Source organism: Amycolatopsis sp. NPDC004378, from assembly GCF_053602455.1.
Window position 1 is genome coordinate 1 of sequence record NZ_JBSGDR010000031.1, and the last position, 25,203, is coordinate 25,203.

The following is a 25,203-nucleotide window of genomic DNA, read 5'->3' on the forward strand; positions in this document are numbered from 1 at the left end:
GCCGAGACCGGCTGGTCCGACGAACACTTCGCCCTCACGCGCTACGACCTGACCGGTCCGCGACCGCGGCGCCAGATCAGCTCCGCGATGTCAGCCGCCGCCGGGGTGCCCGAATCCGCGGCCGCCGACCTGGCGGAGTTCCACCGGACGCTCGCGGCCGCGACGACGAGGTGGGTGCGGGGCGTGCCCGCGCTGCGCGACCTCGACCCGCCGCAGCTGCCGGGTCAGCGCGGCTGGCGCACGCCCCGGAACCCGTCCTGAACAGCACGAACCCGACCGCACCATCCTGACCGACCACGGAGACTCAAGGGAGTTGACTGGGATGAGCACCACCCCGACCGAGACCATCGCCCGGTTCGACCACGAGGGCGTCACCTACGAGCTGGATCACCTCGGGCTGGCCCAGCCCGAGCAGTGGGGACAGCTGGCCGTGTATGCCGACGGCGACATGGTCGCCGAGTTCGCGGTGACGTTCCCGGCGGCGGTCTACGCCGAGACCGAGTACCCGGAGCTGCCCGACACCGGCGTGCTGGAGCAGCTGGCGCTGCACGAGCTGGCCGTCGAGGCCGGCGCGCCGGACCGGATGACCCTGAAGCTGGACAACCGTGAGGTCCTGGCCGCCTGGTGCGGCGGGCACCCGCCGGCCGACCCGGGCAGCGACGTCCTGCTCGTCGACGTCCCCGACGGTCGCGTGGTGATCGTGCTCGGGCAGACCGTCGAACGCACCGCCACCGGGTTCCGCAAGGTCGACGCCGGGAGCGCGGCGTGAGCGCCCCGGCCGCCGAGGACCAGGCGGTGGACGGCCAGGAGCTGCACGAGGACGTGTCCGCGATGGCCGAGCACGTGCTGCGCACCCGCGACATCGACTTCGGCTACGGCCGCTACCACGGCCTGGACGAGCACGCCGCCCGCCGCGCGGTGCGGGCCCTGGCCGCGGCCGGGCTGCTGCGGGCCCGGCCGCGCCACGACCTGCCGGTCGAGCTGACCGCTGACCGGGCCGAGCTGCTGGTGCACCGGGGCCTGGCCGACCGGCAGGACACGATCGTCGTCGCCGAGGCCGGCGTGCTGCGGCTGACCTGGTGCACCTCGATCCGCGGCTACCGGCTCACCGACCACACCGGCGAGCACTTCCGCGGCAGCGACGACGCCGCGGCCGCGTTCAACGAGCTCGCCCGCCGCGCCGTCACCGCGGCCGACGCCGACGGGACGTCACGATGACCGAGCCGAGCGAGGACGACCTGCGCGAGATGCGCGACATGATGCTGGGGGTGATCGACTTCGCGCCCGCCGACGACGAGCTGCGCACGGCCTGGACCAACCCGCGGCTGGTCAGCCTGGCGCGCGAGTGGGGCTGGGGCGACACCGAGCTCCGCGACGAGCTGGCCGCCGAGCTCGAGCAGATCCGGCGCGCCGCCACCGCGTCGGCTTCGGCGGAGTCGAGCCGGCTGGAGTTCCGCGTGGGCCGCCAGCAGAAGATCCTCGATCCCGACAGTAAGTCCGCGATCCACATCGACGAGGCCGCCCTGCGCCGCTCCTCCGGCGCCCCGGGCAGCAAGTCCGAGCAGCCGCAGCCGACGTCGACCTACAGTGGCGCTGAACAGCACGAACAGGCCGACGCCGGGGTGGCGGCCGAGCGGCTGGACGGCGAGGGGGACGCGATGGAGCAGATCGAACCTGGTGCTGGGGCGCACGGCGACGTCGCGGTGCCCGCCGGTCCGGCGCCGAGTACGCCGGTGACCGTGCTGCTGATCGTCCTGCTCGCCGTCGCCGGCGGCGCGGCGATCGTGCTGCTGACCGGTGCGCATCAGCTGTGGGCGGGCCTGGCCTGCGCCGTCGTCGCGGTCGCGGCGCTGTGGGCCGCGGACCGGCGGCTGCGCCGGCGCGCCGAGATCCGCCGCCTCGCCGGCGCGGCCGAGGGCGAGGATGGCCAGGGCCGGCACCGCTCCCCCGGCCCGGAAGGACGTGCCTGATGAGCGGCATCTACTTCCACACCGTCGACCGCCCGCAGCCCCTGGCGCTCGACGGCGGCGAACGGGCCCGCATCGACGGCCTGGTCCGCGACACCTTCCGGGAGGTGCTGCGCCGGCCCAGCATGGCTGGGCTGCGCCAAGCGCTGCGCCTGACCGGCGCCGCGCCGGTGCCGGGGTTCGACCCCGACAAGCTCCGCCTGCTGGGCTTCGTGTTCGGGGGCGAGGAAGTCCTCGAGCAGGTCGGCCCCGGCGGTGAGGTCGAGCAGATCAGCCTGGTCGGGCTGATGGCCAACACCGCGGTGGCCGCGGTCCCCGCGCTTCAGGCGCCGGTGTGGCTGCACTTCGGGTGCGAGGCGCACGGCTGGGTCGACGGCCCGGACCGGGCGTGGCTGGCCGACCGGTACGCCGACGCGGTCGAGGCCGGCATCGCCCGGGACACGCCGCGCTGGGACGCGGTGATCGCGCTGCTGCGGGAGTCGGCCACCGAGCCGGTGGTGACCAGCTTCTACAACGACTTCCCCAACCAGCACCTCGTCGTGTCCGCTGGCGTCTGGCCGAAGAACGCGGACCTGGCCGCGGCGAGCGACGTGGCGGCCGAGGTCGAGCTGGAACGCCGGTGGGAGGCGCTGTCCGACCGACAGCGCTGGGACCTGGGGATGGGGGCCCTGCGGGCGAACCCCGCCGGCGCCGGGGAGATCCAGTGGTCTCCCGCGGTGTTCGCGGCCAACGGCATCGCCCACGAACACGACGCCGAGCAGCTGGTCCGCGCGGGTGCGCAGCTGCGCCTGGTCCCCGCTCCGCACCCGGCCTGAACAGCACCATCTCGGAGAGGAGCCACCAGCCGATGAAGATTCCCGCCGACCGGACCCCACGCCCCGGGGCCGACGAGCAGGTCTTGCACCAGCTGCGGTCCGCGGCGCTGGCGGCCATCACCACCGTGGACCGCGACGGCCCGGCCGACCCGAACCTGCACACCCGCGAGCTCACCGCCTACGACCTGGCCCGCCTGTTCTGCCTGGGCATGGGCGACCGGGACAACGTCGCCCGTTCGCTCGGCGACGTCGCGATCACGGTCCGGCTCACCAGCGGCCCGCCGGCCCGGCGCGCGGCCCGCGCCCGCTGGGTCGCCCACGAACTGACCCGGCTCGGGCACGCCGATCAGGCCGCGCAGTTCACCGCGCTGGCCGCCGACCCGAGCCCGCACACGCCATGAACAGCGACAACACCCGCCGCCGCGGCGACGTCGACGGCGAGCGCGAGCACCGTTTCCGGCTCAACCCGTGGGCACGGGCCGCCGACAGCCAGCTCGGTGCCTGGCTGGACACCCTCGGCGCCCGCTACACCGGCTGCGCCGTGAGCGATCAGGGTGACCGCGAGCTGTGCTGGATCTTCCCGCACGGGCACGGCGGGACGCCGGGCCGGCGGTGGCGGGAACTGCTCGTGCGGTCCCTCAGCGGTGACCGCGACCGCTGGGAGCTGGTCTACCGGGAGTCCGGCGCGTCCCGGCTGCGCGGCAGGGTGAACTACTACGCCTCCACCTCCGCCCGCGGCGACCTCTCCCAGCTGCGCGCACGCGCGGGCGAGCTCGTCGACGCGGGCTTGCGGCACCTGCCCCGGCCGGTGGCCACCTGCGGCCACGCCCACCGCGACCCCCGCCTGCTGCCCGGCGTGGCCGTCGCCGCCGCGGTGGCGCTGCTGGCCGTGGCGCTGCTGGCCGGCTGGCCCGCCCCGGTGCTGCTGCTCGCCGTGCCGCTGGTCGTCGTCACCGGCGGCTGGCTCGCCGCGCGGGCAGTCCGGGTCTTCTTCGGCCTGCCGACGTAGCCGACGACCGGCACCACGAGTTCCACAACGATGGAGAAGCTGATCATGCACATCCGACCGACGAGCGCTTCCCCCGCGACCGCGCTCCCGCAGCATGGTGTGGTGCACGACAGCGCGGTGAACAGCGGTAACGCAGGGCAGGAGGTTCCCCGGTGACGGCGATGATCCCGCTCGCGGACACGGCGCGGCGGTGGCGGAGCTCGGCTCGCCGGTCCTTCACGCTGGCCGCCATCTTCGCGGTCGCCGGGTTCGTCGGCGCGTTCGTGCTGCCCGCCGGCCGGGTCGCCACCATCGCCACGGCCGCGGGCATGTGCCTGGTGGCCGGGTTCGTCGCCTCGGGCACGTACTGCCTGGGCCGGGCGCACGCCCTCGAGGGCCTGCGCGTGGGGCAGGCAGGTCAGCCGCGATGAACGCCGAGGTCGAGCTGCGGCAAAGCACCAGCCTCGAGGTCGCGAAGCCGGGCGAGGTCACTCTCGCTGGCGCGGCCCGCCTGGTGCTGCCGCCGCCGGCGCCGGGCGAGCGCTATCACCTGCACGGCCTGACCAAGCTGTGGGCCGAGCAGGTCGCCGGCGCGGAATCCGAGCACACCCGCCGCTCCTACGAGACCGGGCTCGCGCAGTGGTTGGACTACTGCCTGCGCAGCCGCGTCGACCCGCTCGCGGCCCGCCGCGCCGACGTCGACGACTGGCTGGCCACCCACCTGAACAGCAAGAACCCGCAGACGGTCAACGCGCGGCTGGCCGCGGTCGGCTCCTGGTACGGCTACCTGCTCGACAACGACATCGACGTCCGCGACCCCACCGCGCGGGTCAAGCGGCCGAAGCGGCAGCGCGCGAAGTCCAAGACGCCCTACCTGGACGAGGACGAGCTCAACGCGGTCATGGCCGAAGCCGACCGGCGCCTGGAGGAGGCGAAGCCGCTCGGCGGGCTCGCGCTGGAGATCGCCGCCCGGGACGTCGGGGTGCTGCGCACTCTCTACACCACCGCCGTCCGCTCCGGGGCGGTGCAGCTGGCCACCGTCGCCGACGTCCGCCTGGTCGAAGACGGCCACCGCGTGCTGCGCTTCCACGGCAAGGGCGACGGCGGGGAAACCACCGAGCGGCTCAAGCCCCTGGTCCCCTACGCGGCCGCCGCCGTCGACTACTACCTCGGCCTCGTCGCCGAACGCCTCGACGTTCCGGTCGACCAGCTCGACGGCCTGGCCTTCGTCACCACGCCCTACCAAGGCCGGCCCGGCGGCCGCGGCCTGCGCTCGGACGCGATGGCCGACATGATCCGCACCATCGCCGTCGCCGCGGGCGTCCCCCACGACAAGGCCGGCAAGCTCACGCCCCACTCGCTGCGCCACACCGCCGCGACGCTGCTCGGGAAGACGAAGACGCTCGCCGAGGTCCAGGACTTCCTCGACCACGCCGACCCGCGCACCACCCGCACCTACCTGCACACCGACCAGTCCCTCAACGCCTCCCTCGCCTACAGCACCACCGCCTTCATCCACGAACCCCCTGTTCAGGCGGCCTGATCGTGTCCGGCCGCGCCGACGGTCCCCAGCGCCGCTTCGGCCGTCTCCGCGGCCGGGCCGGACACCCGGATCGACGTCGGTTCCGGCCCGAAACCCCGTGGGTACGCGTCCAGAGCCCTCCAGCGGGGTGTTTGGGCGGGGACCGAGGTGGCGCAGGGTCGGTGGGGGACTGTAAAGTCCCAGGTCAGCGGCTACTCTCCGGTGCTCGTATCCGTCGAATCACCCCTTCTGCGGGTGTTCGCCTCCGGGGCCTCCGTAGGTGGCAGTGAAATAGTGGTCCACATGCTGCCCCCCGTCAGAATCACCCGAACAGAACTTGTCGGGTGTATCGGTCGTATCACCCAAAGGCACCAGAATGCCGGGTGTTGCGATCCGGACGACCTGCCCTCGGCAGCTCGCGCGGACCCTCGGGAAACCCTCTCCTACCTGCGAAAACACCCGATCCCAGACGTACCCTTGTGGATCAGTCGCGCTGACGCGCTGGACGCGCAACTGCTCGTCATCGCCAGCGCCTGGGACCGCTGGCGCACCGAACGGCACCACCTGCGCGGCGGGCTTGGCGACGGGCTGTTCTACGACCAGCTCGGCGACGCGCTCGGCATCGGCCGCGACAGCCACAACCGGGAGGAAGGCGACCCGCGGCCCGCCCGACGCCGGCGCTCCGGGCGCGGCGACCCACACCAGCCAGCCCGCTGGCGGCTGGGCACGCTGACCGACCTGCTGCGCTACGACGAGCCGGCGCTGGACCTCTCCCGCCCCGCGCGCCGGGACCGCGTCGCCGATCCGGCCGACCCGCGGTGGGCATGGCTTGCCGAGCACCACGTCGAACTGACCGAGATCACGCACGGCCTGGTGGCCGCAGCCGAGCGGCACGGCGCCACGACCCGCCGATGGCTGGACGAGCTCGTCGCCGACCTCGCGGACAACGCGATCACGCCGTCGACACCGGCGGTTCTCGGGCTGGCCATCGCCGAACTCCGCACATCCCGGCAGGTCGCCGAGCTGACCAGCACCCACACGGTCCACCGCGTCCTGCTCGCGGGCGACGCCCTTCGATGCCGGTTCTCGGGGACCGGCTGTCACGCGCACTGGCAATCCGCTCCGCCACCGGTCGACGTGGCGGCGGTCGTCCGCGCGATCGCCCGGCGCCGTGATCGCATGGACGACCCGCGGCTGGACCAGATCCCCGCCCCGGAAGCCGCGGAGCCAGCAGACGTCCTGGCTTTCCTGCGCCGATCACCGGCCACGAACCGTGCGGTGCGCGCGTTCGACCACCTTGACGCGCTCCGCCTGCTCAACGCCCTGTGGTGGCTGGACCGCAATGCGGAGCTCGCCGCCCTCCGGTTCGGCCTGCGCCTCGGTCAGACCAAGGACGTGCTGCGCCGCCAGATCGGCGCGAGCTACGCGATCACTCGTGGACAAGGCGTTCAGGATCGCGTCGACCGGCTCACCAGTCTCACCACTCGTGGCCGCCCCGACGAGAAGCAGGCGCGAGACATGCGCAACGCAGGAACATCGCAATTGAGCGCAGAACACGACTGGGTAGCGGCCAACCTTGAATGTCTCCGCCGCACTGCATCGGCATTACTCACTGCTGCCGATCAGCTCGAAATACCAGAAGACGAGCGCGACTGGCTCGACCTGCTCGCCAGCGAGCACAAGGCCGACGAATTCAACGCCAACTCCCTAGTGACTTTCGCCTACGCTGCTGACGAGATCCAAGACATGCTCGACCAGTCAGACGGGGAGAACCACGCGGACGTGAGATCACTCCTCGAAGAGATTGACGTGTTCCCTACGGTGAAACGTCTTCGGGCAGCGACCCGACCCGTGGACTACACGTTGTAGATCAGAGCGCTTGGTGCCAAGATTGTCACATGCTTTCAGTTGGGTTCAGGATCAGCGATCGGCAGGCATCGCGAGCAGATGGCCACCGCCAGACACATGCACAAGTTACTATACTTGCTGGCAGAGCGATCAAACTAGTCTCTTACTCAGTTGGTGGCATCGCCTCACGGATAGTCGGTAGGTCGTCTGCGTGTCAGCCTATCTCCAGTTGCAAGGTCAGTGGCTCACTTCGCTTAATGATCAGTTGATGACTACGGTCGTATACGCATCTTTAGATAAGGCTTGTCGTCCTGCCGTGGTCTCGGCCGATATCTGGCGTTATTGCCAGGCCATGACATCGCATGTGTGTCAGATCCCTGCAACATCATGTATTGCGACTGGATATTTTGCTGTCTATACATTCGCTACAAAGCACACAACAATGCCCAACAATAAGCACTATCTAAGTACCGTAACAACGGCTTTGATTTCAGCCGTAGCAGCAAACCAACTGACAAGCCTTCACGCAACCTCACTGACATTCAGAATGACAGTCGCTCGTAAATCGCAATGTTGCGTCTCGCTCACGAACGTTATGACGACTAAACGCGGAGCCACGCTCACAACCGGCACTAACGCCGTACCCCCGACCTATCATGCGGTAAACCATCAAGCTGGGCGTAGCGTCGAGCGGCAGAACTCGCGCGCAGTTCGACTGACGAGCTGTCCCCGACTCGCAGGTACGTACATGCCCACGTGCTACCGACCGATCGCGATGACGCGAGCACTTCAGTACCAGCGGCCAATCGCACCCACAGACAGGCTCTGAACAGCGCGTACCGCCCATGACACGGCCGAAGTGCGAGCTACCGACACGCACCGCGACATGGACCACCGGACGATGCGGGCCGCAGCGGTACCCTCAGCCTCGCGCACACGCGAACAGGCGGAACGCCACCTGATTCGCCCGACGGCGCACCGGAAGTCCGCCGTGAAGAACAGGAGGGGAGCCCATCGTGGTTGCTACCGAGCTGCCCGCGCTCAGCCAGCTCACGTTGAGAAGTTTCAGCACCAGTACACCGCAGGCCGAGCTCGAGGCGTTCATCGACATGATCCGGCCGATCCTGGAGCGCGTCATCGCCGTGTTCCAGGGGAAGGGCGGGCAAGGCAAGACCTCGCTCGCGACGCACACTGCTGGCCTGTTGGCCGAGAACGAGGCGGCCAAGGCCGACGAAGGCCAACCCCACGGCAGGGTGCTGCTCATCGAGATGGACTTGCAGGGCAACGCCCACGAGGACCTGGGCACCGGCAACCACGAACTCAACGACAACGGCTACGCCCTCCGAGAAGCCATCTTGGGCGGGCATGAGCCGGTCATCATCCGCGACGTACGCGGACGACGGTGCCTGGACATGCTGCCCGCCGGCGAGGAGCTGTCGAACCTGCCGGCGTCGCTCATGGCTGTTCAGCAACAGCGCGGCCCGGCCGCCTGGCTCGGCCTCGCGGTCCTGATCGCCAGGCTCGTCGTCCAGCACGGATACAGCTGGGTGGTCATCGACTGCCCGCCATCAAGCAAGGAACCGCAGATCCTCGCCCTCGCTGCCGCCCGCTACGCCTTGGTTCCCGTGTCTGTGGCGGACGCCGGCTCCATCAAGGGCATGCAGGGCGTCAGCAGCCGATTCACCGAAGCCCGCCTGTACAACCCGGACCTGATGCTGCTGGGCGTGGTGCTGTTCGGGTTCGCCCACAAGTACTACACCGACAAGAAGACCAAAGAGAAGCGACCCGTCGGTGCCTGGGTCGAGGCGCGCACCGAAGTCGAGAAGATCCTGGCCGAGGCCAAAGTCGACGCACCGGTGTTCAGGTCCGTCATCCGGGATGCCGAGACCGTGGCGAAGGCGTGCCGCGGCCGGGGCCAGCTGTCGTTCGAGATCGCCGAGGCCACCGACGGCGTGAAGTGGTGGGAGAAGCGCCGGGGGAGCAGGGGCAACGTGCTGCCGACCGAGCGCGCCGAGCAGGTCGGCGAGGACTACCTCGACCTCGTCGAAGAGGTCGTCACCGCCATCACCGAAATCGAGGCTGAGGACGCCGAGGAGGCGGAGGAGGTGCTGCCGGCATGACAGAAACCACCGACACAGCGACCGACACCGGCCCCGCGAGGCCCAAGGCACCGGACGTGTCCGGCCTGGGCGGCGGCCGTCGCAACGCCCGCGCCAGGAGGTTGGCCGCCGCCGAGAGCAAGCAGGGCAAACCCGGCACCGTCCCCGCCGCTCTGGCTGGTCCGGGCGCATCAGCGAACAGCGAAAAGCCAGCAGCGGACGAGTCCGCGGAAGAACGTCAGGTTCCCGCCCAGCAGGCGGCGCGGTCCGCCGCTCCGGCGATCGAGTCAACGCCCCCGGTGACCAGTACGCCGCGAGAGCGGCAGCCGGAACAGGCCGAAGTTGCCGAGCCGGCGCCAGTTTCGCCGATCGTCGAGCCCGTTGCCGCCGTCGCACCGGCAGACGCATCAGCCCCCGGGGAAGCACCAGAAGAGCCAGCCGGGAAGACCGAGTCGAAGCCCTCGACTGCAACGGTGCCGCAGGAGGAGACCCCGGGCGGTAGCCCTGAACAGGAAAAACAGCCTGATTCCTTCGGAGCTCGCGAACCTGCGGCGCGGATCGCTGCCGACAGGGCCGGAGACACGATCACGGAGCCGCCAGCGGGTCCTCTCCCCGCGAGAACGAGCGAATCCGGGGCCGAGCAGACCAGCATGCCGGCCGGTGATCTGTCTGGCCTCGAGGACGACGCGGACCAGGATGACGACGACCTGGACGACGAGCACGAGGAGTTTGCCGGGGGGAAGGTGACCCTCCAGACCTACGTCCCGGACGTCCTCGCGACGAAGTTCCAGAACATGCAGACGACCGGCCGCACAGCTGAGCTGATCGTCCTCACCGCGGTCAGGGACTGCGCTGAGCGCCTACCCCAGCTCATCGCGGAGGCCCGCGGCCCGGTCCACGAGTCCGGGCTCTTCGCCGGGCTCGAGGTCCTGGAGAAGAGTAAGCCGGGCCGGCAGGCGAAGCCGAAGCCGAACAGCTCTCGCGTGCAGTACCAGGTGCGGCCCGACTTCCTTCCCGACCTCAAGAAGGTCGCCAAGAAGCACAAGCTCAAGTTGTCCGTGCTGGTCCGCCTGGCTCTGGGCTCCTTCTTCGGTGTCCCGGTGTTGCTCGGTCGGGCGAAGAGGTAGTGACCCCGTCGTTGCTCTGATTTAGAAGGGGGCCGGGCGAGCTCGAAGGGTTCGCCCGGCCTCGGTCGTGAAAAGCCTTGCCGTGTAGGGCGTTATACACCTTCAAGAAACTCCGGAGCCGGGACGTGATCATGCTCCTGAACAGCGAGAAACGCTATCCGACCGTCCCCGACGAGCCGGGTGACCCGGCAGGAAACCCCGCTCCGCCGGACCACTGGGATGTGGTCCCCGAGATCGTGGTCCAGCGGCCACAGCTCTTCGGGGGATTCCAGGGTGCCTTCCAGATGGCACCGTTCGAGCATCCGCACGCGCTCTGGTACCAGGACGGACACTGGCGAATCGACCCCTACGGCGTCGGCATGCGCAACGATCCGCACCACGACTACGAGCGTACGACGTTCCTCGTTGTTGACGGGCCGCTCGTCGACGACCTCGTGCCCGGCCGGGAATACCTGCTCCAGCACCAGTCGCAGGACGGGCCAGGCCGGTGCGGAATCGTCCTGGTTCCCAGGTAGGGCCGTGTGAACTCCCGTGCTTCCGATCACAGTTCACCGTCAAGACTGGACGCGCTTCCGCTGTTCAGGGCCTCAGCTGCTTGTCGGTACCGGTGAGCACGTTCCTGGACCTGGGCGGCGAACTCGCCGAGCTTCATGATCGTGGTGTGCAACCCAGGCGCTCGAGAATCGCGGTACACGGCGGCTTGCTCCCGCATCGCGACGACGAGTTCCTGGGCTTCCTCAGCGCGTTGCCAGCAGTCGTACTGGTCCAAACCGGTCGTGTCGGGGGTAGCGAGGTGTTCGAGGCTGTAGCTCATGCGGTCACGCCCCCGTTGAACAGGGGAGATAGGTAGCGTTCCCAGACAATCCAGCCGGTGAGGGCGGCCATGCCGGGCAGGATGATCAGGTTCTCGACGAGGCCGTCGGTGTGGAGGCGGAATCCCGGAGGGAGGAGCTTGATCTCGTACCAGGTTTCGCCGGCGATCGGTGTTGGAAAGGCCCACGGGCAGCCCATTTGGGTGAGGCTGTCGCCGACGCAATGAACGAAGCAGCCGAGTCCGACGGCGATGCCGATCTTCCACGTGACTCCGGCGAGGCCCGCTTCGGCGGCGGCGAGGTCTCCGTGCACGCTGAACAGCCACAATGCGCCGGTGACGGCGCCAGCGGCGATCATCCAGCCGCCGAGCGCGAGCGAGCCGAGGAACACGCCGAAGGCCGCCACACCGAGCACTGCCCAGGGGTGGGCTTCGCCGATCAGACCGGCGGCGATGCCGAGGCCGAGGGCGAACAGCACGGTGTGTGTCAAGTGCCGGTGAGTGCCGGCGCAGTCCTCGTCGCGCGGTCCCTTGGTGATCGCGTAGAGCAGGCGGGATGCGCCTCTGAGCAGGGCGGAAACGATTTCGGTGACGGGGCCGATCGAGCGGCTGACGGTGGAGGAGGGGTGGTCGAGGTCGGGCAGGAGCGCGAAGCCGGCGACGACGAGCGCGAAGGGGGTGACCTGCGACAGCGTGGTCAGCCCGAGCAGCGGCGCGGTCAGGATGCCGGTGAGCGCGCCGGAGGTGGCGTGGCTTCGGCCCATCATGCGCAGCTCACCTCGTCGGTGCTCTGGACGTTCTGGCCGTTCTCGCTGTTCACGGGCGCGTAGTTGTCGAGAACCGCGAGCAGTTCGGGCGAGTCGTCCATCGGGCGGCCGTCGAGCGCGGCCACGAGTTCGCGGCGTACGTCGGAGCGTTTGGTCTCGGACAAGCCGCCCCAGACGCCGTACCGCTCGGGTTCGATGAGCGCGTGATGCAGGCAAGCCCGCTGGATCGGGCAGGTGCCGCAGATCCGCGCGGCCTGGGCGGAGTCGCGATGAGTACCGGCCCACCAAAGTTCCGGGTCGTAGCGGCCGGTCCGGCAGACGGCGCCCTTCCACGGGTCGGCGGCGTTGTTGTCGACGATCCGGACCGGCCGGTTCACCAGCGGCGTGGAAGCGGGGTCGTCGATGTCAGCGGTGTCCCACTGGTCGGGGGTGAACCAGCCGAACCGTTTCGCGCGGGCACGCTGTTGCTTCGAGGGGCCAGCGATGTCGCGCAACTCGGTGAACAGGGCCAACACCTTGTCTGCGTTGGACTTGAACACCCGCAGGCGGGTGTCGGTGTTGTGCATGAACGGGATCGTGCGCCTGGCGTTGTTGTAGCCGAGCCGCGGAGCGAGGTCGCACTCGCGCCAGCCGATGGCGTACAGGGATTGGATGCGCCGCCGAGTCCCGGTCGCGTCGACGCGGTGGTTGACGTCGGTGGACAGGTGAGCTTTGCCGGCGAACTGCCAGCGTGCGTACCTGCGGTTCATCTCGAGGGCATCGGGGCAGATGCAGCCGTAGTGCTGGGCGGCGGAGCGGTTTCCGTGCCGCGTGCCAGGGCACTGGCTTCGGTCGATCGACTCGGCCATGCTGGGCACGCTCCTTCCTGGTAGGGGGAGTGGCCCCGTCGCGGCGACGCTTGCCGGCTGGCCGCGACGGGGCGCTACTCGCTGGTGTCTCTGCTGTTCAGCGGGGCCCTATCGGCAGGTGTTGAGCATCTGGCCGAGGGCGGTCTTCTCCGAGTTCGAGATGGTCAACTTCCACTCGGTCTTCACGGCGACCCAGCGGACGGCGTAGTCGCAGCGCTCGGCCGGGACCGGCAGGTACTCCGGCGGCGGGCCGTCGCCCTTGCTGCGATTGCTGTGGGCGGTGACGGCGACCAGCTCGGTCTGCCAGTCGTTGGCGAACCGCTCGCGCTGGTCCTGGGGCCAGGAGGCGGCGCCGGTGCGCCACGCTTCGGCTTCGGGCACCATGTGGTCGATGTCGAGCTTGGACGGGTCGTGGACGGTCACGCCGTCGTAGAGCGACACCCACGTGCCGGCGGTGGCCTTGCAGGTCTTCGGGTCGGTGCGGACGTCGCGGCCTTGCCGCTGGAGCACGATCTCGCGGGTGTCGCACGAGTTTCCGTGGCTGGCCCAGCCGTGCCCGAACTTCGTCCGCGAGTAGCCGGTCATCGAGCCCGGCACGGCAACGCGGAGCGCGGCGAGCTGCTGTCGAGCAGCCGTCGGGTGGCCTGCCGCCGCGGCTTGTGACGTCACGGCGGCAGGCGCGGGAGCCGGAGTCTCATTCGCCCCGCTTTGCCCTGGTTTGCACGCGGTCAGCGAGGCGGCAGCGATGGCTGCTGCGGCCAGTGCCGCATACCGCGCTGATCGGGTGTTTGCGCTGTTCACAGTGGGTTTCCTCCGATTCATCAGGCGTCGTTCGCGGCGGGGATCAGGTCGCCGTCGTCGTGGTTGTCGTGGTCCTGGTCGTGGTCGAAGTCGTCGTGGTCGTCCTGTTCGTCCGGTGCCAAGGCGATGTCGGCGACGCGGTGCTGCGCGTGCTCGGCCGCGACGGTCACGACCGTGGCGGCGAGGACGGCCCAGTCGGGTCCTTCGTGGGTGACGAGGAATAGGGTTCCGGCACCGGCGAGCACGAATGCGGCGCTGAACAGGCCGAATGCGATCCGGGCGGCCAAGACGCGGGCGTTCACGAGATGACCTCGATCAGGCAGCCGCCGTTATTGACCGCCCAGTGATTGACGACCTCCCAGACGGTGTGGTCTGGGCCGTAGTCGGCCGCGGCGATGGTGACCTGCCAGGAGTTGATCACCGCGTTGATCGCGTCGCGGTGGCATTCTTCGTACTGGAAGCGGATTTCACCGGCGCGACGCTGGTTCCCGAAGCCGGTGTACACCTGGTTCGCGCGGAGCGTGACGTCGACGAACTCGCGGCAGCGGCGGGAGAACCTGCTGTTCAGGACCGTGTGCGTGATGACGATCAGCCCGGCACGACGCGCAGCGGCGACCAGCTCGGGGGCGCGGTCGGGGGCGATCCAGCCTTCGACCGCGGCCCGCTGGGTCCAGGTGGCGCCGTCGAATCCGATGGTGTCGGCCTGTCCGGGCTGGCTGCCGTCGGTGACGTAGCCGGCGCGGTTGGCGCGCGCGAGGACGGGGATCAGTTCTTCGGTTTCCTCGTCGGGGCCGTATCCGGGCTCGTAGCCGGGCTGGGACTTGATGGTCCCTTCGAGCCACAACGCGGTCAGCTGCCCAAGATCGCGGAGGTCTCGGGCGGCGTACCAGCGTTCCCGGTCGGCGCGGGACATGCGCTTCATCGCTGCTCCAGCAGTTCGGCCACCGGGTCGATGGGGGTCAGGTAGGCGCGGACGGTGGCCAGCGCGAGCCCGCTGTAGCGGTTGCGGACGTCGGCGCTCTCCCAGTTCTTGCTGTCGGCGTTGGCCAGGGCCTTCGCCGCCTGCTCAACCTGCGCGACGTTGACCTGGATGCCATTGGCGACGGTGGCGCTCTCGGCCATGACGGTGCTCCAATTCCGGGCGTTTGCCCTGTTCACGGGGGGTTTTAGTGGTCGTAGGAGTAGCCGAGGAGGTGCATGGCGTCCTCGGCGATCGGGCCGGAGTTGGGCCGGTCAGGCTCGTCGAGTTCGCCCTCGATCTCGAAGGCGAGGTCTTCGAGGTTCTTCGCGTACTTGGTGGTGATGGCCTCGTTCGCCACCGTGAGCACGACGTCGGCGATGGCGGGGGAGAGGTGGTGCAGCTCGGCCAGGCGCAGGGCATCGTCCGGGAACTCCGGGAGGACTGTGGCGTTGGCGCTGTTCATGCCGTGGCTCCGGCGATGATGCGGGCCTCGAAGGCGGCCGCCTTGCGGGCCTCGTCGGCGAAGCGGTGGCGTCCCTGAGCGACGAGCTGCCAGCGGTGCGCTCGTTCGGCGTCGCCGGCTTCGTCAGCGCCGTGGGCGAACAGCGAGGCGGCTTTGGCTGCGGTGTCGAAGTCCTCGGCTGCGCCCTCGAATTGCCCGATACGGAGCAGGCGGAAGCCGTTCTGGATGGCGATTTGGGCCAGGACGTACATGGCCAGGGAGGGGCCTTGATCGGCCAACGTCCCCAGAGGGTGCGCGTGAGACACTGGGTCTTCCCTTCCTTGCTGGTAGGGGTCTGGCGGGTCGCACGAACTGTGGTAGGGGCTGTGCGGCCCGCCGCGCCGGACCTGGTGGTCCAGGTGTGGCCGGCGGTTACCTGCGTGGCTGCTGAACCCCGTGGGTCAGCACTTCGTCGGCCTGGAGGACGAGCGTCCGGTCGACGTCGGGGGACCGGTCGTCGGGAGTGGAAACCGCCGCGGCCGTCGAGGGGGTTCGTAGGCAGATCTCACCCTCGATCGCGGTGTCCAGAACGAGTTCCCAGCAGATCATCTCGGCCTCCTTAGCCTGCCTCGAACGTGCATTGCAGGTACATCCTATGTGCGTTGAACGCAGCTAACAAGTAGAGACCTTCACTGAAGGAACATCACCCACGGTGACCATGAACGCCAAGTTGAACGCCAAGATCGCTCAGCCGAATCGCCAAGATCGACGCTTGGCGATTCGGCTGGTCAAACGCCAGATTGGCGTTTGAGGCGTGCGATCTGGTAAAAACATACCTTATACCGCGCGCCCGCGCGGGTGCGCGCGCGCATGACGCGCGCGTGCGCGGGCCTGCGCGTTACGTGGGCCTGGGTTTGCATTTTCCCGCGTGTGCGCGCTGTGCGATTACTGATCGTCAGCGGTTCGAGTCGCTCGGCGGTGTTCAGAGGCAGCCTTGTAGACCGCCTTGACGCTGACGTCGAGTTCTTCGGCGACGGCACCGGCGTTGCCGTAGCCGGCCGCCGCTTCGGCTACTGCGGCGCGACGCTTGGCGGCAAGCGCCTTGGCGTTCTGGGCGTCGACGAGCAGGCCGAGCAGCTTGGCGCGCGGGATCGGCGGTATGGCGTCGATCCAGGCGAACAGTTCGTCTCGGGTCGTCGGGAGATCGACCGGGGCGCTGTTCGACGGTTGCGCCGTGGGATCGGACACGGGTAGCCCGCCTTTCTCCGAGTGCTGACGGGGGAGGAGCCGGGGGCCGTTGGTCACGGCTCCCGGCTCGGTGGTCACTTGTTCTGGTCGCCCCAGAGGTTGTCGGTCGGGAGTCCGAGGTTGCGGTGCGCCTGCTCGACGCTTGCGCGGTAGTCGAGTACGTGCTTCTCGGTGATCACGGTGCCCTCGGGGGCGATGTCGTCGATTCCGGCGATTTCTCCGACGCCCGGCAGCTTGCTGGTGCTCATGGTGTCCTCCGCGGGTGGTAGGGGCGGTGCTCCGTGCTGAAACCAGAATGACACCCCTAGGGGTAGTAAGTCAACCCCCCTGGGGTAGCAAATTAGAAGACGGGCTTAAAGAACCCTCTGACCTGGGCATCTTGGGTCGGCAGGCTGCTCAGTAGCCGGCATCACCGAGCGAAGGCGAGCCCGACAGGGAGCCCCCTGGTGGTCGGTCGGCAGATCTAGGGGGATTGGTCACCATCCGCCGGTTTCCAGGTCGTGGTTGCAGCGTGCGGTCGGCGTGTCCGCAGGCACGTGCAGCCAACCGAGCTCGTCGCACAGCTCGCAGGCGTCGATTGCGGCCCGACGTGCTGCGATCTCCTCGCGGCGGGTCTGCTCAAACGCCGCCCGTTGCTGCTGCCGCAGGATCGGGCTGTTGCGCTCGACGTCGCGGATGACCCGCTGCTTGAACGGGGACAACGTCGGCTCGGCCCTCTTGAACCGCGCCCGAATCCACCCGCGGGCGCTGCGGATGTAGCGGGGGAGCTGGGTGAACTCGGGGTAGCCGTGCAGCTGGTCGGCCAGGTCTTCCCAGCTCCAGTCGTGGCGATCGAGCAGGTGGGATGCCCGAATCTGGGCTGCCAGCCACCGCACTGACACCTCGTCGCAGACCCGTGGATCAAGACGTGACCGCAGAAGCCACTCAGCTGCTCGTACAGCCTCGGACTGGGGCGCGCGCTCCCGATCACCCTCGCGGCGACGAGTTCGGTCGTCAGCGACCGACTCAGGGCCGTTTTCGGCCGAGGGAACCTCCCTCTTGTCTCTGCCCGGCGAAGCCGGTCGGTTATCCACAGGTTGTACGGAACTGGACTTCACTTGATCTTGGTTACACACCTGCGGGGGGTGGACATTTTGATGTTTGTGCAGGTCAACGCCCAGGGGACTGAACCGGAGGTATCCGGCGACCGGCCCGCAGTCCGGGCAGATCGGGTTCGAGCTGGGCGCCCAGGAGACGAGGTCGACCGGCTCGTGGACGGTGTGGGCTCCGCTGGCGTAGACGACGGTGACCGTGCCGTACAGGAGCACGTTGGCCGGGTGGACACGCTCGTCGGTGTGCTCGCGGAGCAGCTGGTCGCCTGCGCTGACGCACGCGTCGACGAGGGCGCTGGACTCCTCCAGCTCCTGGACGTCGAGCGGGACTCGCAGCTCGTAGACGGGCGCGAGCTGCACGAGGGTTGGCGCGTCGGCCTGGTCCTGGAGCTCGGCCTCGCAGTCCAGCTCGAGATCGAGGGTCTGCCGGGCGGCCGCAGCTGCCCGGCGGCCACGGAGGCCGGCCCGGACAGCGTCGAGTTCGGCGTGAGCGCGGGCGATCGCCGCGTCTTCGGCCGCGATGGCCTCCGCGATCCTGCGTTCCCGGTCTTCGCGTTCAGCGGGGGTCTCGCCGTCCGGGGCCTCCTTCCGGGGAAGCTGGCAGCCGGGCAGGATCTCCCACAGCAGCGCCTCTCGCTGGAGCCAGGCCACGCAGCGGCGGACCGTCCGGTCCGAGCAGCCGACGGCGGCCGCAATCTCCTCCTGGGTGACCCAGGTCAGCGGTCGGCGTCCCTGGTCTGAACAGCAGCGGAGCACGTTGCAGATCCGCCACCAGCGTCGCCGCTTCGCGTTGTAGCGGAACTCCAGCCCCGGCCCTGTCTGCTGCCGGATGCGGTCTTCGACGGCGCCGAGCCACACATCGGCCGAGTCGGCCACGCGCGTGCAGTCCGGCGCGGTGCGTCGAAGGATCTCGCCCGCCAGGCGCATCCGTGCGGGGACCGCGATGTGCCGCAGCATTGCCCACCGGACTCCGGATTCGACGAGCAGCCGGTCGATGGGGTGCAGCTGGTCGTACTCGTCGGCGGCCGCCAGGACGGCCTCGATGGCTGGGTCGAAGACCAGGACGGGCTCGAGTTGTCCGCTTTCGTTGGCCGCGAGCTTGGCGTGCACGGCCGCGGTGCCGCCGGCCAGGTGCCAGCACTGGTCGCAGACGATCAGCTCGACGCAGTCGAAGAGTCCGTCGCCTGCCACGAGGGGTGCTCGAAGGCGTCCGAAGGGTCGGCTGCACGCGATGCAGTCGGGGCGCTGAACAGTGGAAACTGGCTCTCGTAGTAGCTCTGCGGTGGTCATCGCGCCACCGCCGGTGATGTTCGGCCCGGTGAGCGGCGCGAACGCGCTTCCCGGAGGGGATCATCGAACGGCGGGGGCGCTGTGAACAGCGAAGAAGTGGGCTCGCGGCGGGTGTGTCCCGGCGCGCATGAGTAGACCGCGCTCCTGGCGGTAGGTATGATGCAACACCAGGAGCGCCGTGTTGTAGGCACGACGTGGGGCTTCTTTCTCCGAACACGCAACGTTCGGGGTAACGGCGAAGGCCGGTGTTGGAAGCACCGGAATTCGCCCTCGGCGGTGAGTCAGGGGTGGTGCCCTGACTTTCATGCTGAGGTGTTCAGTTGTCGTCCGAGTAGGGCGCTCTGGCTGGTGAGACCAGGTGGGGTGCCCGAGTTGAAGAAGTTTGGGTGACTCAGTCAGGACCCGGGCGTGAGATGCGCCTTCGGACTTTGCGGGGCGGCCCCCTTCGGGGGCCGCCCCGAAGTGTTTACGAGGCTTGCGCCACCTCCTTGAAGAGGAGGAGTTCCTGCTGCCCGTCCCGGCCCTCGCGGTGGGACATCTCCTCGTCCACCAGGGCGGCGAAGGCTTGCAGGTCGTTGGGGCCGTCGGACTCGGCGAGTTTGGCCAGGCCGTCCATGACGCGAACGGCGAACATTACGTAGTCGTAGTCGGCGTAGGGGATGACGACGCCGAGCGTGTCCTGGTAGCGGGTCACCGCGAAGTGGGCCTCGCCCTTCTCCAGCACGGTGAGGTAGTCCGCCTGGTCACGGCGGAACACTGCGGAGGACACCTTCTGAACGTCTCGGTTTCCGAGGCGCTGTTGCTGCTCTGCGTGCTCGCCGAACCCGGCGACCGCCCTGAGCGCGAACATCGCGCGGCGGTAGTCCTCGGGCGGCATGACGACGCCGACGGTCGTGACGTAGCGGGTCAGCGCGATGTGAGCGCCGGCCTTAACCGCGGCGAAGTACTCGGCCTGCTTCGCGCGGAAGCTCATCACCGGAACACTTCTGACGTCCATGACTCGGAACCGTACAACACTTGGTGCCGGATTGCATGATCGGTTTGTGGCGTGTCGGATCTTGTGTGCTGACACGGCGAAGGGCGCTTCCTGAACGTTCCTCTCGGGCATCGGGATGGGTTTCACCTGGCCTTTCAGGCTGTTCAGGGCTGACCAGTGCCAGCGTGATCGGAGTTCGGGAGGTCGCTTCGCGCGTGCATGTCACGCGTGCGCGCGCCAGGCGCGTGCGCGCGTGGCGCGCCTGCGATGTTGTAAAGTTCGCGAGCTGAAACGGTGACCGCGGTCACCGGCACGACGGGGTGGCTGGGGCGAGCTGAGTAGGAAAGCCCTGTTCAGAGGCCAGGTCGAGGACTCGGCGATCGTCGTCGACGACCACGGCGATCGAGCGCGTCTCGGCGATGCGGTCGAGCTGCTCGAGCTTCCACACCGGCGAGGGTCGGAGGTCGTCGTTCGGGCGCATCACGAGCTCGCCGTCCGGGATGCTGTGCCGACGCAGCCAGGAGGCCGTCAGCGGGCGGATGCGGTCCGTGCGGGCCGTGAGCCACAGGATGTCGTGGTCCACGGCAAGATTCCGGGCCAAGGCGACGCCGGCGGGGATCGGCCGGTCTGCGCCGGCCGCGTCGAAGAATGCGGCCCACGCCTGGCGTGAGGCCGTGGCGGGCTGGTCGCCGAGCAGCGACAGCCGCCATGTCACGTCCGCGACGGTGCCGTCGATGTCGAGTACCGCGACCGGCCGATCCTGCGTCACTGTTTCTCCTGTTCAGGCGGCTTTGGCAGCGCCGTTCAGCACATCGTCGGCGGTGACGAGCTGGTCCCGGCCGATGAAGTACTTCATGGTGAGCAGCCCGGCCTCGTGCCGCTTCGGGTCGCCGTGGGAGGTGCAGGCGTCAGTGACGACCCAGGGCGTGTAGCCCAGCTCGAACGCGTCGCATGCCGTCTTCATCACGCACGACTCGGTGGCGATGCCGCAGATCACCATGTCGTCCCATCGGTTGCGGTGCACCATCCGCGTGAACTCCGGTGTGAACGGCGAGTACTGCGCCGGCTTGTCGATCAGCGGCGACCACCGAGCGGCCGACTCGGCCAGCTCGGGGATGATCTCGGTCTCCTCTTCACCGGGCATGAACCGCTCCCAGTGGATCAGCCGGGTGAACTGGCTGCCGGGCTGGTTCAGGAAACGCGTGAAGACGACGTCGCGGCCGAGTTCTTCCCAGCGATGCACGAGATCGACGACATGAGGAACGATTGGTCGAGCTCGTGAGCTGACAAACCCGTTCTGCATGTCGACGACGATCAGGACACTGCTGTTTCCGCTGTTCACGGCGTTTCCTCTCGGAGTAGTTGAACGGTCTCGTTGAGTTTCTGGTCCAGTTCGCTGGTCGTCACGATCGCTGCTCGCAGGGCGCGCAGCTGCGCGGGCTCGTTCGCGTCGCCGCGCACGATCGCCGCACGACGTCCGCGGAGCCACCGCCAGTCGTGGTCGGCAGGCAGCTTCGGATCTTCTCCGTCGCGGACCTGCTGGTCCAGCTCCTCGCACAGGCACCACAAACCTTGGGCGAGAAGTTCCACGGTGGCGAGGTCGTCTTCGGTCAGGGCGGCGGCCGGCGCGACCGGGTGGTAGGCCACGCCGGCCCAGGATGCCCAACCGAGCGACACCCCGTCGACGCCGATCGGCACGTGGTCCTCGGGCGCGAATCCTTCGCTGAACAGGCGTTGTTCAATCCGCCTCGCGTGATGGTGGTCGCCGTCGGCGTTGCCGAGCAAGGCGCGCGGCGAGGTCAGCAGCCGCATCGCTGTGAGCAGGTCGCGTCCGGTCCAGGCAGGTTCGACGAGCCAGAACGCGGTCAACACGTACCGGGCGTGCATCCGGCCGCGATCGAGCAGGCCGGCCAGGTACGCGGCGAGCCGGTGCCGCGTCGAGCGGTGCGTCTCGCGTCGCCACACGGACACATCAGCGATCATCTCGGCGCGGTGGGGGGTGAGCACATGCCACACCGCCACTCCCCAGGTGAACAGGTACAGCACGCCGCGCACCGGTGGGTTGCCGTCGTCGTCGAGTACAAGGTCGACCCGCTGCGCCTGGGCCCAGCCGACGGTGACCGGCGCGGCCGACAGCGTGGTGGCCAGCTCGGTGACTGCGGCGCCGACGTAGACGGGCACGAACTGGTGGGCGTGCACGAGGAACGCCCCGTCCTTGGAAGCCGGGGGGCGGAGGTTGCCGAACAGCTCTTCCGGTCGCCGGCGGTAGGCGAGGGAGTAGAGCTGGGCGTACGGGTCGTCGGGGCGCTTGGGCGAGGACTTGCCGTCCTCGTGGCGCATCAGCGCCCGCCGCACGCTCTCGACGGTTGCGGTCATGGGAAGTTCGGCCTCCTGGGCGATCCGATGCAGCTCGAAGGCCGCCCGGTACAGCGACCAGCCGCGCTCTTCACGGCAGGCTCGCAGCACCTCATTTGAGCGTGCCCCGTCGTCGTGGTTGGCCGCTAGTGACATCGCCGATGTCACCCCCGTGTCCGTGCTGTCATCTACCGCACCTTCTCTGAACAGCCAAAACTTGACCGCAATAGGTCCTTGACAACTCCATCAGACAGCTTGCTGATCGACGCCCGAGTTCGATACTGGCCGCTCGAACAGCGCGGCGGAAGGACGCTGCGGGTCGGCGATTCGGACGAACCGGAACCCGACCGCCCGGTAGTAGTCGTGCAGCCGCCCGTTCGACGTCCACGCATCGAGTCGCACGTACGTCTTGCCGCGCTGGCGGGCGATCGTCTCGGCGTGATCGAGCAGGAGAGCTCCGAGACCGCGGTGCTGCCGGTTCCGGTCGGTGATCATCCGGTGGACGATCACGGATTCCGCCTGTTCAGCGGGCGTCCACAACCCCGGATCGGTGTGCTCGTCGACCGCAAGCGTCGCGGCTGGGCGCCCGTCGACTTCTGCGACCCACGTTTCGCCGGCGTGAACCGAGGAGGTAACGCGTGCCACGAACCGCTCCGCCGAGAGCCCCTTCTCGGACCACTGGTCGCTGCCGATCGAGGCGAGCCAGTCGGCAGCCTCGCGTCGCCACTGCGCGATCATCGACACGTCCGCGACGCTCGCGCGGCGGATCTCGACCTGGGAACTGCCGTTCACTTCGTCTCCTCGCGATCGTTTCCGCTGTTCAAGGCCGCGCGGATGAGCGCGAGGGCCTGGTCGTCACCGATCTCGTGAATGACCCGGTTCTGATCTGCCTCGGTGCGCTTGCGCGTCACGCGGGTGATCTGGTTCCGGTTCGCGCCGATCCGGATGTAGTCGGTGATCCAGGTTCCGGTCGGCACGACGAGCATCGCGGCCTCGTCGGGGTTCGCCGGCCGCGCGTGGTTGGCGTCCCACCAGGCAAGCTCACCGAAGCCGCGGTCGGCCAACCGGCGGGTCGTGCCCTCCGGGATGTCGTTCGGCGCGTCGAGACCCGCCTGTTCAGCGAGGGGTTGCGGATACCAGGACTCTTCCCAGGACCAGGGCTGGCCATCGACGAACTGTCGAAGCGTCCGCACGACCACCCACGACTCCGGCTCGATCCCCAGCCACCGCGCGACCTCGGCGCTGGCGTGCTCCATCCGCATCGAGAATTCCTTCGATGGCTCCCGACCGGCCGCGCGCACCGTCTCCACGAACACGTCGGACACCGAGCTGGCCGGCCGGTCGGCGCGGATGAAGTCGGTGACCACGTGGTCGAGCACTTCCCTGGAGCGCACGATCGTGCCGCTGCTGGTCGAGGTCATCAGCAGCCGCTCGGCAACGAGTTGCTTCACCGCGGCTCCGATGGTCACCGGAGACGTGCCGAACCGTTCTGCCAGTTCAGCGTGGGTCGGCAACCTGTCACCCGGCTTCCATCCGCCGTCGTGGATCTGCCGCCGCAGCCGGTCGGCGACGTACTTCGTCTTCGTCGGGCTCAACGCTCGCTCCCTCTTTCACGGTTTCCCAAGAGAAACTTAGCGAACTGTCTTGACAAGCACCATGCCCGGCATGTTTATTAAGTGAAACCGTTAGCGATCTTGAACTATCGCAACCGATGAACAAGGGAAAGGAAGGTGTAGGCGATGACCAGCACCGAGGCCCACTCCCGCAGTTGGTATCCGTCCGCGGCTCGCGGCTCGCGGGTGGAGCCGACCGTGACGGAACTGCTGTCGATGGCCGAGCAGGCCCGCCAGGACTGGCGACCGAAGGAGCCCTCCAGCCGCGACCTGGCTGCGCTGGACCACGAGGTCCCGAAGCTGCTGGCTGAGTTCGCGACTTTCCACAAGCAGATGAGCGACACCGCCGAACGGAAGCTCGCGCACACGATCCGTCCCTCCCGGCGCCGCGCCCTCCGCGCCGAGATCGCCGAGCACTGGGACGCCATCGGCCACCTCGCCACCGGCGCCTAGTCCATCGGCAAAACACCCCCCGTGAACAGGAGTTTCGCGATGACGACTACGGAGCAGCCCGCGACCAACGGGCACACGCCGTCCGCGGCGTTCGTGCCTCCGCAGATGACCACCCAGCTCTACGCCGCCAATCCGCAGCAGGCTCCAGCGGCTCCGGCGCTCGAGGGCCGTTTCGCGTCGATGCCGTCCGCGGCCGAGCTGAAGCACCTCGAGCAGCGCGCCACCGAGGCGGTGCAGATCCAGGACGCCGAGGTCATCCGCGCCTGGAAGACCCGCAAAGAACTGGACGCCGACTGCGACCTGGCCGAGAAGCACCGCACCGACATGCGCGCTGTTCAGGCCAAGCGCAACGCCTTCGAGATCGAGCAGGCTGAACGCGAGCTCGCGACCGACCAGGAGGTCGCGAAGGCCAAGCAACGTGACGTGCTCGACGCGATCAAGGCCAAGGACAAGCTGCGCGCCCTGACCAGTGCGACCGCGTTCCTGGGTGCGCAGTACCGGTCCCGCAGGCTTTCGCTGGTCCTCGCCGCGGCTCCGGCGGTCGCGGGCGTGATCATCGGCACCGTTCAGGCTCAGGATGCCTGGTCGCGGGTCATGCACCTTGCCTGGACCAATCCGGTCTGGTGGGTGCTGTTCCTGCTGGAGTCCCTGGCCACCGCGCCGCTCGTGGCCATTCTGATCTTCCAGGCCGGGAAACCTGGCGGTTCTGCGAGCGCGATGCGCCAGGCGTTCGCCGAGATGCGCAAAGAGAAGTTCGCCGGCATCAAGGTGCTGCTGCTCGGGATCAGCGTCTTCATCAACGTCGCACCGCATCTGATCCTTAGCGAGCTGTCCGGCCTGATCTGGCTGTGGGTCCCGGTCGCGGTCGTGCTGTCGCTGTGGCTGCTGCCCGTCCTCGCAGCGGAATTCAACGAGCGCATCCTCACTGCGAAGACCGACGCCGAGCTGTCCGCGCCGGCGGGGCAGCTCTCCGGGGAACAGGCGAAGCTCGCCCGCCAGGTGCGCGCGGTCGAGGAGGCCGAGCTGACCGGCGCGCTGAAGATCCCCGAGAACGAGGCCACCGCAGGCGCCGGCTCGATCCGCAAGGTTCTCGCGAACCGCTTCGGGTCGGCCGGGATGCCCGACGCGCAGGTCACCCGTGACTGGCTGAAGTTCAACCGCACCGGCGAACTCGACTAGCC

34 protein-coding genes are annotated in these 25,203 nt (G+C 68.8%); 15 read left to right on the top strand and 19 right to left on the bottom strand.

Translation table 11 applies throughout. The features are described 5' to 3' along the window. The 13 genes from ACWEN0_RS44885 to ACWEN0_RS44945 form a co-directional block, all read left to right on the top strand. The coding region (locus ACWEN0_RS44885; protein ID WP_451987367.1) for a hypothetical protein at nucleotides 1-261 on the top strand (261 nt) is incomplete at its 5' end. A 61-nt stretch (nucleotides 262-322) separates the two neighbouring features. Beyond that, nucleotides 323-769: a hypothetical protein gene (locus tag ACWEN0_RS44890; RefSeq protein ID WP_451987369.1), complete on the top strand. Its 447-nt coding sequence runs from the start codon at nucleotides 323-325 to the stop codon at nucleotides 767-769. Next, nucleotides 766-1,218, top strand: a complete 453-nt coding sequence (locus ACWEN0_RS44895) for a hypothetical protein (RefSeq protein ID WP_451987371.1) — start codon at nucleotides 766-768, stop codon at nucleotides 1,216-1,218. Before ACWEN0_RS44890 ends, ACWEN0_RS44895 begins: the two co-directional genes overlap by 4 nt. Beyond that, the gene (locus ACWEN0_RS44900) at nucleotides 1,215-1,970 is read left to right on the top strand and encodes a hypothetical protein (protein ID WP_451987373.1); all 756 of its coding nucleotides are present in this window, start codon (nucleotides 1,215-1,217) and stop codon (nucleotides 1,968-1,970) included. Before ACWEN0_RS44895 ends, ACWEN0_RS44900 begins: the two co-directional genes overlap by 4 nt. Further along, entirely contained in the window at nucleotides 1,970-2,782 is an 813-nt protein-coding gene (locus ACWEN0_RS44905) for a hypothetical protein (RefSeq protein WP_451987375.1), read from the top strand. Before ACWEN0_RS44900 ends, ACWEN0_RS44905 begins: the two co-directional genes overlap by 1 nt. 32 nt (nucleotides 2,783-2,814) lie before the next feature. Beyond that, the gene (locus ACWEN0_RS44910) at nucleotides 2,815-3,183 is read left to right on the top strand and encodes a hypothetical protein (RefSeq protein ID WP_451987377.1); all 369 of its coding nucleotides are present in this window, start codon (nucleotides 2,815-2,817) and stop codon (nucleotides 3,181-3,183) included. After that, the gene (locus ACWEN0_RS44915; protein ID WP_451987379.1) at nucleotides 3,180-3,791 is read left to right on the top strand and encodes a hypothetical protein; all 612 of its coding nucleotides are present in this window, start codon (nucleotides 3,180-3,182) and stop codon (nucleotides 3,789-3,791) included. Before ACWEN0_RS44910 ends, ACWEN0_RS44915 begins: the two co-directional genes overlap by 4 nt. A gap of 152 nt (nucleotides 3,792-3,943) precedes the next feature. Further along, nucleotides 3,944-4,201 (top strand): hypothetical protein, encoded by a 258-nt coding sequence (locus tag ACWEN0_RS44920; RefSeq protein WP_451987381.1) that lies wholly within the window; start codon nucleotides 3,944-3,946, stop codon nucleotides 4,199-4,201. Beyond that, entirely contained in the window at nucleotides 4,198-5,313 is a 1,116-nt protein-coding gene (locus ACWEN0_RS44925; RefSeq protein ID WP_451987383.1) for a tyrosine-type recombinase/integrase, read from the top strand. The genes ACWEN0_RS44920 and ACWEN0_RS44925 overlap by 4 nt, the downstream gene beginning before the upstream one ends. Nucleotides 5,314-5,595: 282 nt before the next feature. After that, the gene (locus tag ACWEN0_RS44930; RefSeq protein WP_451987385.1) at nucleotides 5,596-7,161 is read left to right on the top strand and encodes a hypothetical protein; all 1,566 of its coding nucleotides are present in this window, start codon (nucleotides 5,596-5,598) and stop codon (nucleotides 7,159-7,161) included. Nucleotides 7,162-8,156: 995 nt separating this feature from the next. Further along, nucleotides 8,157-9,260: a ParA family protein gene (locus ACWEN0_RS44935; RefSeq protein ID WP_451987387.1), complete on the top strand. Its 1,104-nt coding sequence runs from the start codon at nucleotides 8,157-8,159 to the stop codon at nucleotides 9,258-9,260. Next, nucleotides 9,257-10,366: a hypothetical protein gene (locus ACWEN0_RS44940; protein WP_451987389.1), complete on the top strand. Its 1,110-nt coding sequence runs from the start codon at nucleotides 9,257-9,259 to the stop codon at nucleotides 10,364-10,366. Before ACWEN0_RS44935 ends, ACWEN0_RS44940 begins: the two co-directional genes overlap by 4 nt. Nucleotides 10,367-10,491: 125 nt before the next feature. Beyond that, nucleotides 10,492-10,881, top strand: a complete 390-nt coding sequence (locus ACWEN0_RS44945; RefSeq protein WP_451987391.1) for a hypothetical protein — start codon at nucleotides 10,492-10,494, stop codon at nucleotides 10,879-10,881. 26 nt (nucleotides 10,882-10,907) lie between these two features. Here ACWEN0_RS44945 and ACWEN0_RS44950 read toward each other — a convergent pair whose 3' ends face one another. From ACWEN0_RS44950 to ACWEN0_RS45040, 19 genes are all read right to left on the bottom strand, one after another. Further along, complete coding sequence (locus ACWEN0_RS44950; protein WP_451987393.1) at nucleotides 10,908-11,180, bottom strand: hypothetical protein; 273 nt, start codon at nucleotides 11,178-11,180, stop codon at nucleotides 10,908-10,910. Next, the gene (locus ACWEN0_RS44955) at nucleotides 11,177-11,944 is read right to left on the bottom strand and encodes a metal-dependent hydrolase (protein WP_451987395.1); all 768 of its coding nucleotides are present in this window, start codon (nucleotides 11,942-11,944) and stop codon (nucleotides 11,177-11,179) included. The genes ACWEN0_RS44950 and ACWEN0_RS44955 overlap by 4 nt, the downstream gene beginning before the upstream one ends. Next, a complete protein-coding gene (locus tag ACWEN0_RS44960) occupies nucleotides 11,941-12,792 on the bottom strand; it encodes a WhiB family transcriptional regulator (RefSeq protein ID WP_451987397.1) in 852 nt (283 codons plus the stop codon). The genes ACWEN0_RS44955 and ACWEN0_RS44960 overlap by 4 nt, the downstream gene beginning before the upstream one ends. 108 nt (nucleotides 12,793-12,900) lie before the next feature. Beyond that, nucleotides 12,901-13,461 (bottom strand): HNH endonuclease family protein, encoded by a 561-nt coding sequence (locus ACWEN0_RS44965; RefSeq protein WP_451987399.1) that lies wholly within the window; start codon nucleotides 13,459-13,461, stop codon nucleotides 12,901-12,903. A gap of 152 nt (nucleotides 13,462-13,613) precedes the next feature. Then, complete coding sequence (locus ACWEN0_RS44970; protein WP_451987401.1) at nucleotides 13,614-13,895, bottom strand: hypothetical protein; 282 nt, start codon at nucleotides 13,893-13,895, stop codon at nucleotides 13,614-13,616. After that, a complete protein-coding gene (locus ACWEN0_RS44975; protein WP_451987403.1) occupies nucleotides 13,892-14,515 on the bottom strand; it encodes a DUF6919 domain-containing protein in 624 nt (207 codons plus the stop codon). Before ACWEN0_RS44975 ends, ACWEN0_RS44970 begins: the two co-directional genes overlap by 4 nt. Beyond that, nucleotides 14,512-14,715, bottom strand: coding sequence for a hypothetical protein (locus ACWEN0_RS44980; protein ID WP_451987405.1), 204 nt, complete (start codon nucleotides 14,713-14,715; stop codon nucleotides 14,512-14,514). Before ACWEN0_RS44980 ends, ACWEN0_RS44975 begins: the two co-directional genes overlap by 4 nt. 44 nt (nucleotides 14,716-14,759) lie before the next feature. Further along, the gene (locus ACWEN0_RS44985; protein WP_451987406.1) at nucleotides 14,760-15,017 is read right to left on the bottom strand and encodes a hypothetical protein; all 258 of its coding nucleotides are present in this window, start codon (nucleotides 15,015-15,017) and stop codon (nucleotides 14,760-14,762) included. Then, entirely contained in the window at nucleotides 15,014-15,268 is a 255-nt protein-coding gene (locus ACWEN0_RS44990) for a hypothetical protein (RefSeq protein WP_451987408.1), read from the bottom strand. Before ACWEN0_RS44990 ends, ACWEN0_RS44985 begins: the two co-directional genes overlap by 4 nt. A gap of 160 nt (nucleotides 15,269-15,428) precedes the next feature. Next, the gene (locus ACWEN0_RS44995) at nucleotides 15,429-15,605 is read right to left on the bottom strand and encodes a hypothetical protein (RefSeq protein ID WP_451987410.1); all 177 of its coding nucleotides are present in this window, start codon (nucleotides 15,603-15,605) and stop codon (nucleotides 15,429-15,431) included. Nucleotides 15,606-15,941: 336 nt separating this feature from the next. Continuing rightward, entirely contained in the window at nucleotides 15,942-16,244 is a 303-nt protein-coding gene (locus ACWEN0_RS45000; RefSeq protein ID WP_451987412.1) for a hypothetical protein, read from the bottom strand. A 74-nt stretch (nucleotides 16,245-16,318) separates the two neighbouring features. Continuing rightward, on the bottom strand, nucleotides 16,319-16,492 hold the full coding sequence (locus ACWEN0_RS45005) for a hypothetical protein (RefSeq protein ID WP_451987414.1): 174 nt from the start codon (nucleotides 16,490-16,492) through the stop codon (nucleotides 16,319-16,321). Nucleotides 16,493-16,720: 228 nt separating this feature from the next. Further along, nucleotides 16,721-18,526 (bottom strand): hypothetical protein, encoded by a 1,806-nt coding sequence (locus ACWEN0_RS45010; protein ID WP_451987416.1) that lies wholly within the window; start codon nucleotides 18,524-18,526, stop codon nucleotides 16,721-16,723. Between the two features lie 565 nt (nucleotides 18,527-19,091). Continuing rightward, on the bottom strand, nucleotides 19,092-19,622 hold the full coding sequence (locus ACWEN0_RS45015; RefSeq protein ID WP_451987418.1) for a hypothetical protein: 531 nt from the start codon (nucleotides 19,620-19,622) through the stop codon (nucleotides 19,092-19,094). 283 nt (nucleotides 19,623-19,905) lie between these two features. After that, entirely contained in the window at nucleotides 19,906-20,370 is a 465-nt protein-coding gene (locus tag ACWEN0_RS45020) for a phosphatase domain-containing protein (RefSeq protein WP_451987420.1), read from the bottom strand. Between the two features lie 12 nt (nucleotides 20,371-20,382). Further along, the gene (locus ACWEN0_RS45025; RefSeq protein WP_451987422.1) at nucleotides 20,383-20,943 is read right to left on the bottom strand and encodes an isochorismatase family cysteine hydrolase; all 561 of its coding nucleotides are present in this window, start codon (nucleotides 20,941-20,943) and stop codon (nucleotides 20,383-20,385) included. Further along, nucleotides 20,940-22,124: a hypothetical protein gene (locus ACWEN0_RS45030; protein WP_451987424.1), complete on the bottom strand. Its 1,185-nt coding sequence runs from the start codon at nucleotides 22,122-22,124 to the stop codon at nucleotides 20,940-20,942. The genes ACWEN0_RS45025 and ACWEN0_RS45030 overlap by 4 nt, the downstream gene beginning before the upstream one ends. A gap of 78 nt (nucleotides 22,125-22,202) precedes the next feature. Beyond that, nucleotides 22,203-22,748 (bottom strand): GNAT family N-acetyltransferase, encoded by a 546-nt coding sequence (locus tag ACWEN0_RS45035; RefSeq protein ID WP_451987426.1) that lies wholly within the window; start codon nucleotides 22,746-22,748, stop codon nucleotides 22,203-22,205. Continuing rightward, on the bottom strand, nucleotides 22,745-23,551 hold the full coding sequence (locus ACWEN0_RS45040) for a GntR family transcriptional regulator (protein ID WP_451987428.1): 807 nt from the start codon (nucleotides 23,549-23,551) through the stop codon (nucleotides 22,745-22,747). The genes ACWEN0_RS45035 and ACWEN0_RS45040 overlap by 4 nt, the downstream gene beginning before the upstream one ends. Nucleotides 23,552-23,695: 144 nt before the next feature. On the opposite strand from ACWEN0_RS45040, the gene ACWEN0_RS45045 reads away from it, so the two are divergent. Further along, nucleotides 23,696-24,022 (top strand): hypothetical protein, encoded by a 327-nt coding sequence (locus ACWEN0_RS45045; RefSeq protein WP_451987430.1) that lies wholly within the window; start codon nucleotides 23,696-23,698, stop codon nucleotides 24,020-24,022. Nucleotides 24,023-24,127: 105 nt separating this feature from the next. Beyond that, nucleotides 24,128-25,201: a hypothetical protein gene (locus ACWEN0_RS45050; protein ID WP_451987432.1), complete on the top strand. Its 1,074-nt coding sequence runs from the start codon at nucleotides 24,128-24,130 to the stop codon at nucleotides 25,199-25,201. Nucleotides 25,202-25,203: the final 2 nt, after the last annotated feature.

Coding starts and splice junctions, on each gene's coding strand:
- ACWEN0_RS44890 (WP_451987369.1), top strand. CDS start 323: ATGAGCACCACCCCGACCGAGACCATCGCCCGGTTCGACCACGAGGGC.
- ACWEN0_RS44900 (WP_451987373.1), top strand. CDS start 1,215: ATGACCGAGCCGAGCGAGGACGACCTGCGCGAGATGCGCGACATGATG.
- ACWEN0_RS44905 (WP_451987375.1), top strand. CDS start 1,970: ATGAGCGGCATCTACTTCCACACCGTCGACCGCCCGCAGCCCCTGGCG.
- ACWEN0_RS44910 (WP_451987377.1), top strand. CDS start 2,815: ATGAAGATTCCCGCCGACCGGACCCCACGCCCCGGGGCCGACGAGCAG.
- ACWEN0_RS44915 (WP_451987379.1), top strand. CDS start 3,180: ATGAACAGCGACAACACCCGCCGCCGCGGCGACGTCGACGGCGAGCGC.
- ACWEN0_RS44925 (WP_451987383.1), top strand. CDS start 4,198: ATGAACGCCGAGGTCGAGCTGCGGCAAAGCACCAGCCTCGAGGTCGCG.
- ACWEN0_RS44930 (WP_451987385.1), top strand. CDS start 5,596: ATGCTGCCCCCCGTCAGAATCACCCGAACAGAACTTGTCGGGTGTATC.
- ACWEN0_RS44940 (WP_451987389.1), top strand. CDS start 9,257: ATGACAGAAACCACCGACACAGCGACCGACACCGGCCCCGCGAGGCCC.
- ACWEN0_RS44950 (WP_451987393.1), bottom strand. CDS start 11,180: ATGAGCTACAGCCTCGAACACCTCGCTACCCCCGACACGACCGGTTTG.
- ACWEN0_RS44955 (WP_451987395.1), bottom strand. CDS start 11,944: ATGATGGGCCGAAGCCACGCCACCTCCGGCGCGCTCACCGGCATCCTG.
- ACWEN0_RS44960 (WP_451987397.1), bottom strand. CDS start 12,792: ATGGCCGAGTCGATCGACCGAAGCCAGTGCCCTGGCACGCGGCACGGA.
- ACWEN0_RS44975 (WP_451987403.1), bottom strand. CDS start 14,515: ATGAAGCGCATGTCCCGCGCCGACCGGGAACGCTGGTACGCCGCCCGA.
- ACWEN0_RS44980 (WP_451987405.1), bottom strand. CDS start 14,715: ATGGCCGAGAGCGCCACCGTCGCCAATGGCATCCAGGTCAACGTCGCG.
- ACWEN0_RS44985 (WP_451987406.1), bottom strand. CDS start 15,017: ATGAACAGCGCCAACGCCACAGTCCTCCCGGAGTTCCCGGACGATGCC.
- ACWEN0_RS44990 (WP_451987408.1), bottom strand. CDS start 15,268: ATGTACGTCCTGGCCCAAATCGCCATCCAGAACGGCTTCCGCCTGCTC.
- ACWEN0_RS44995 (WP_451987410.1), bottom strand. CDS start 15,605: ATGATCTGCTGGGAACTCGTTCTGGACACCGCGATCGAGGGTGAGATC.
- ACWEN0_RS45005 (WP_451987414.1), bottom strand. CDS start 16,492: ATGAGCACCAGCAAGCTGCCGGGCGTCGGAGAAATCGCCGGAATCGAC.
- ACWEN0_RS45015 (WP_451987418.1), bottom strand. CDS start 19,622: ATGGACGTCAGAAGTGTTCCGGTGATGAGCTTCCGCGCGAAGCAGGCC.
- ACWEN0_RS45045 (WP_451987430.1), top strand. CDS start 23,696: ATGACCAGCACCGAGGCCCACTCCCGCAGTTGGTATCCGTCCGCGGCT.
- ACWEN0_RS45050 (WP_451987432.1), top strand. CDS start 24,128: ATGACCACCCAGCTCTACGCCGCCAATCCGCAGCAGGCTCCAGCGGCT.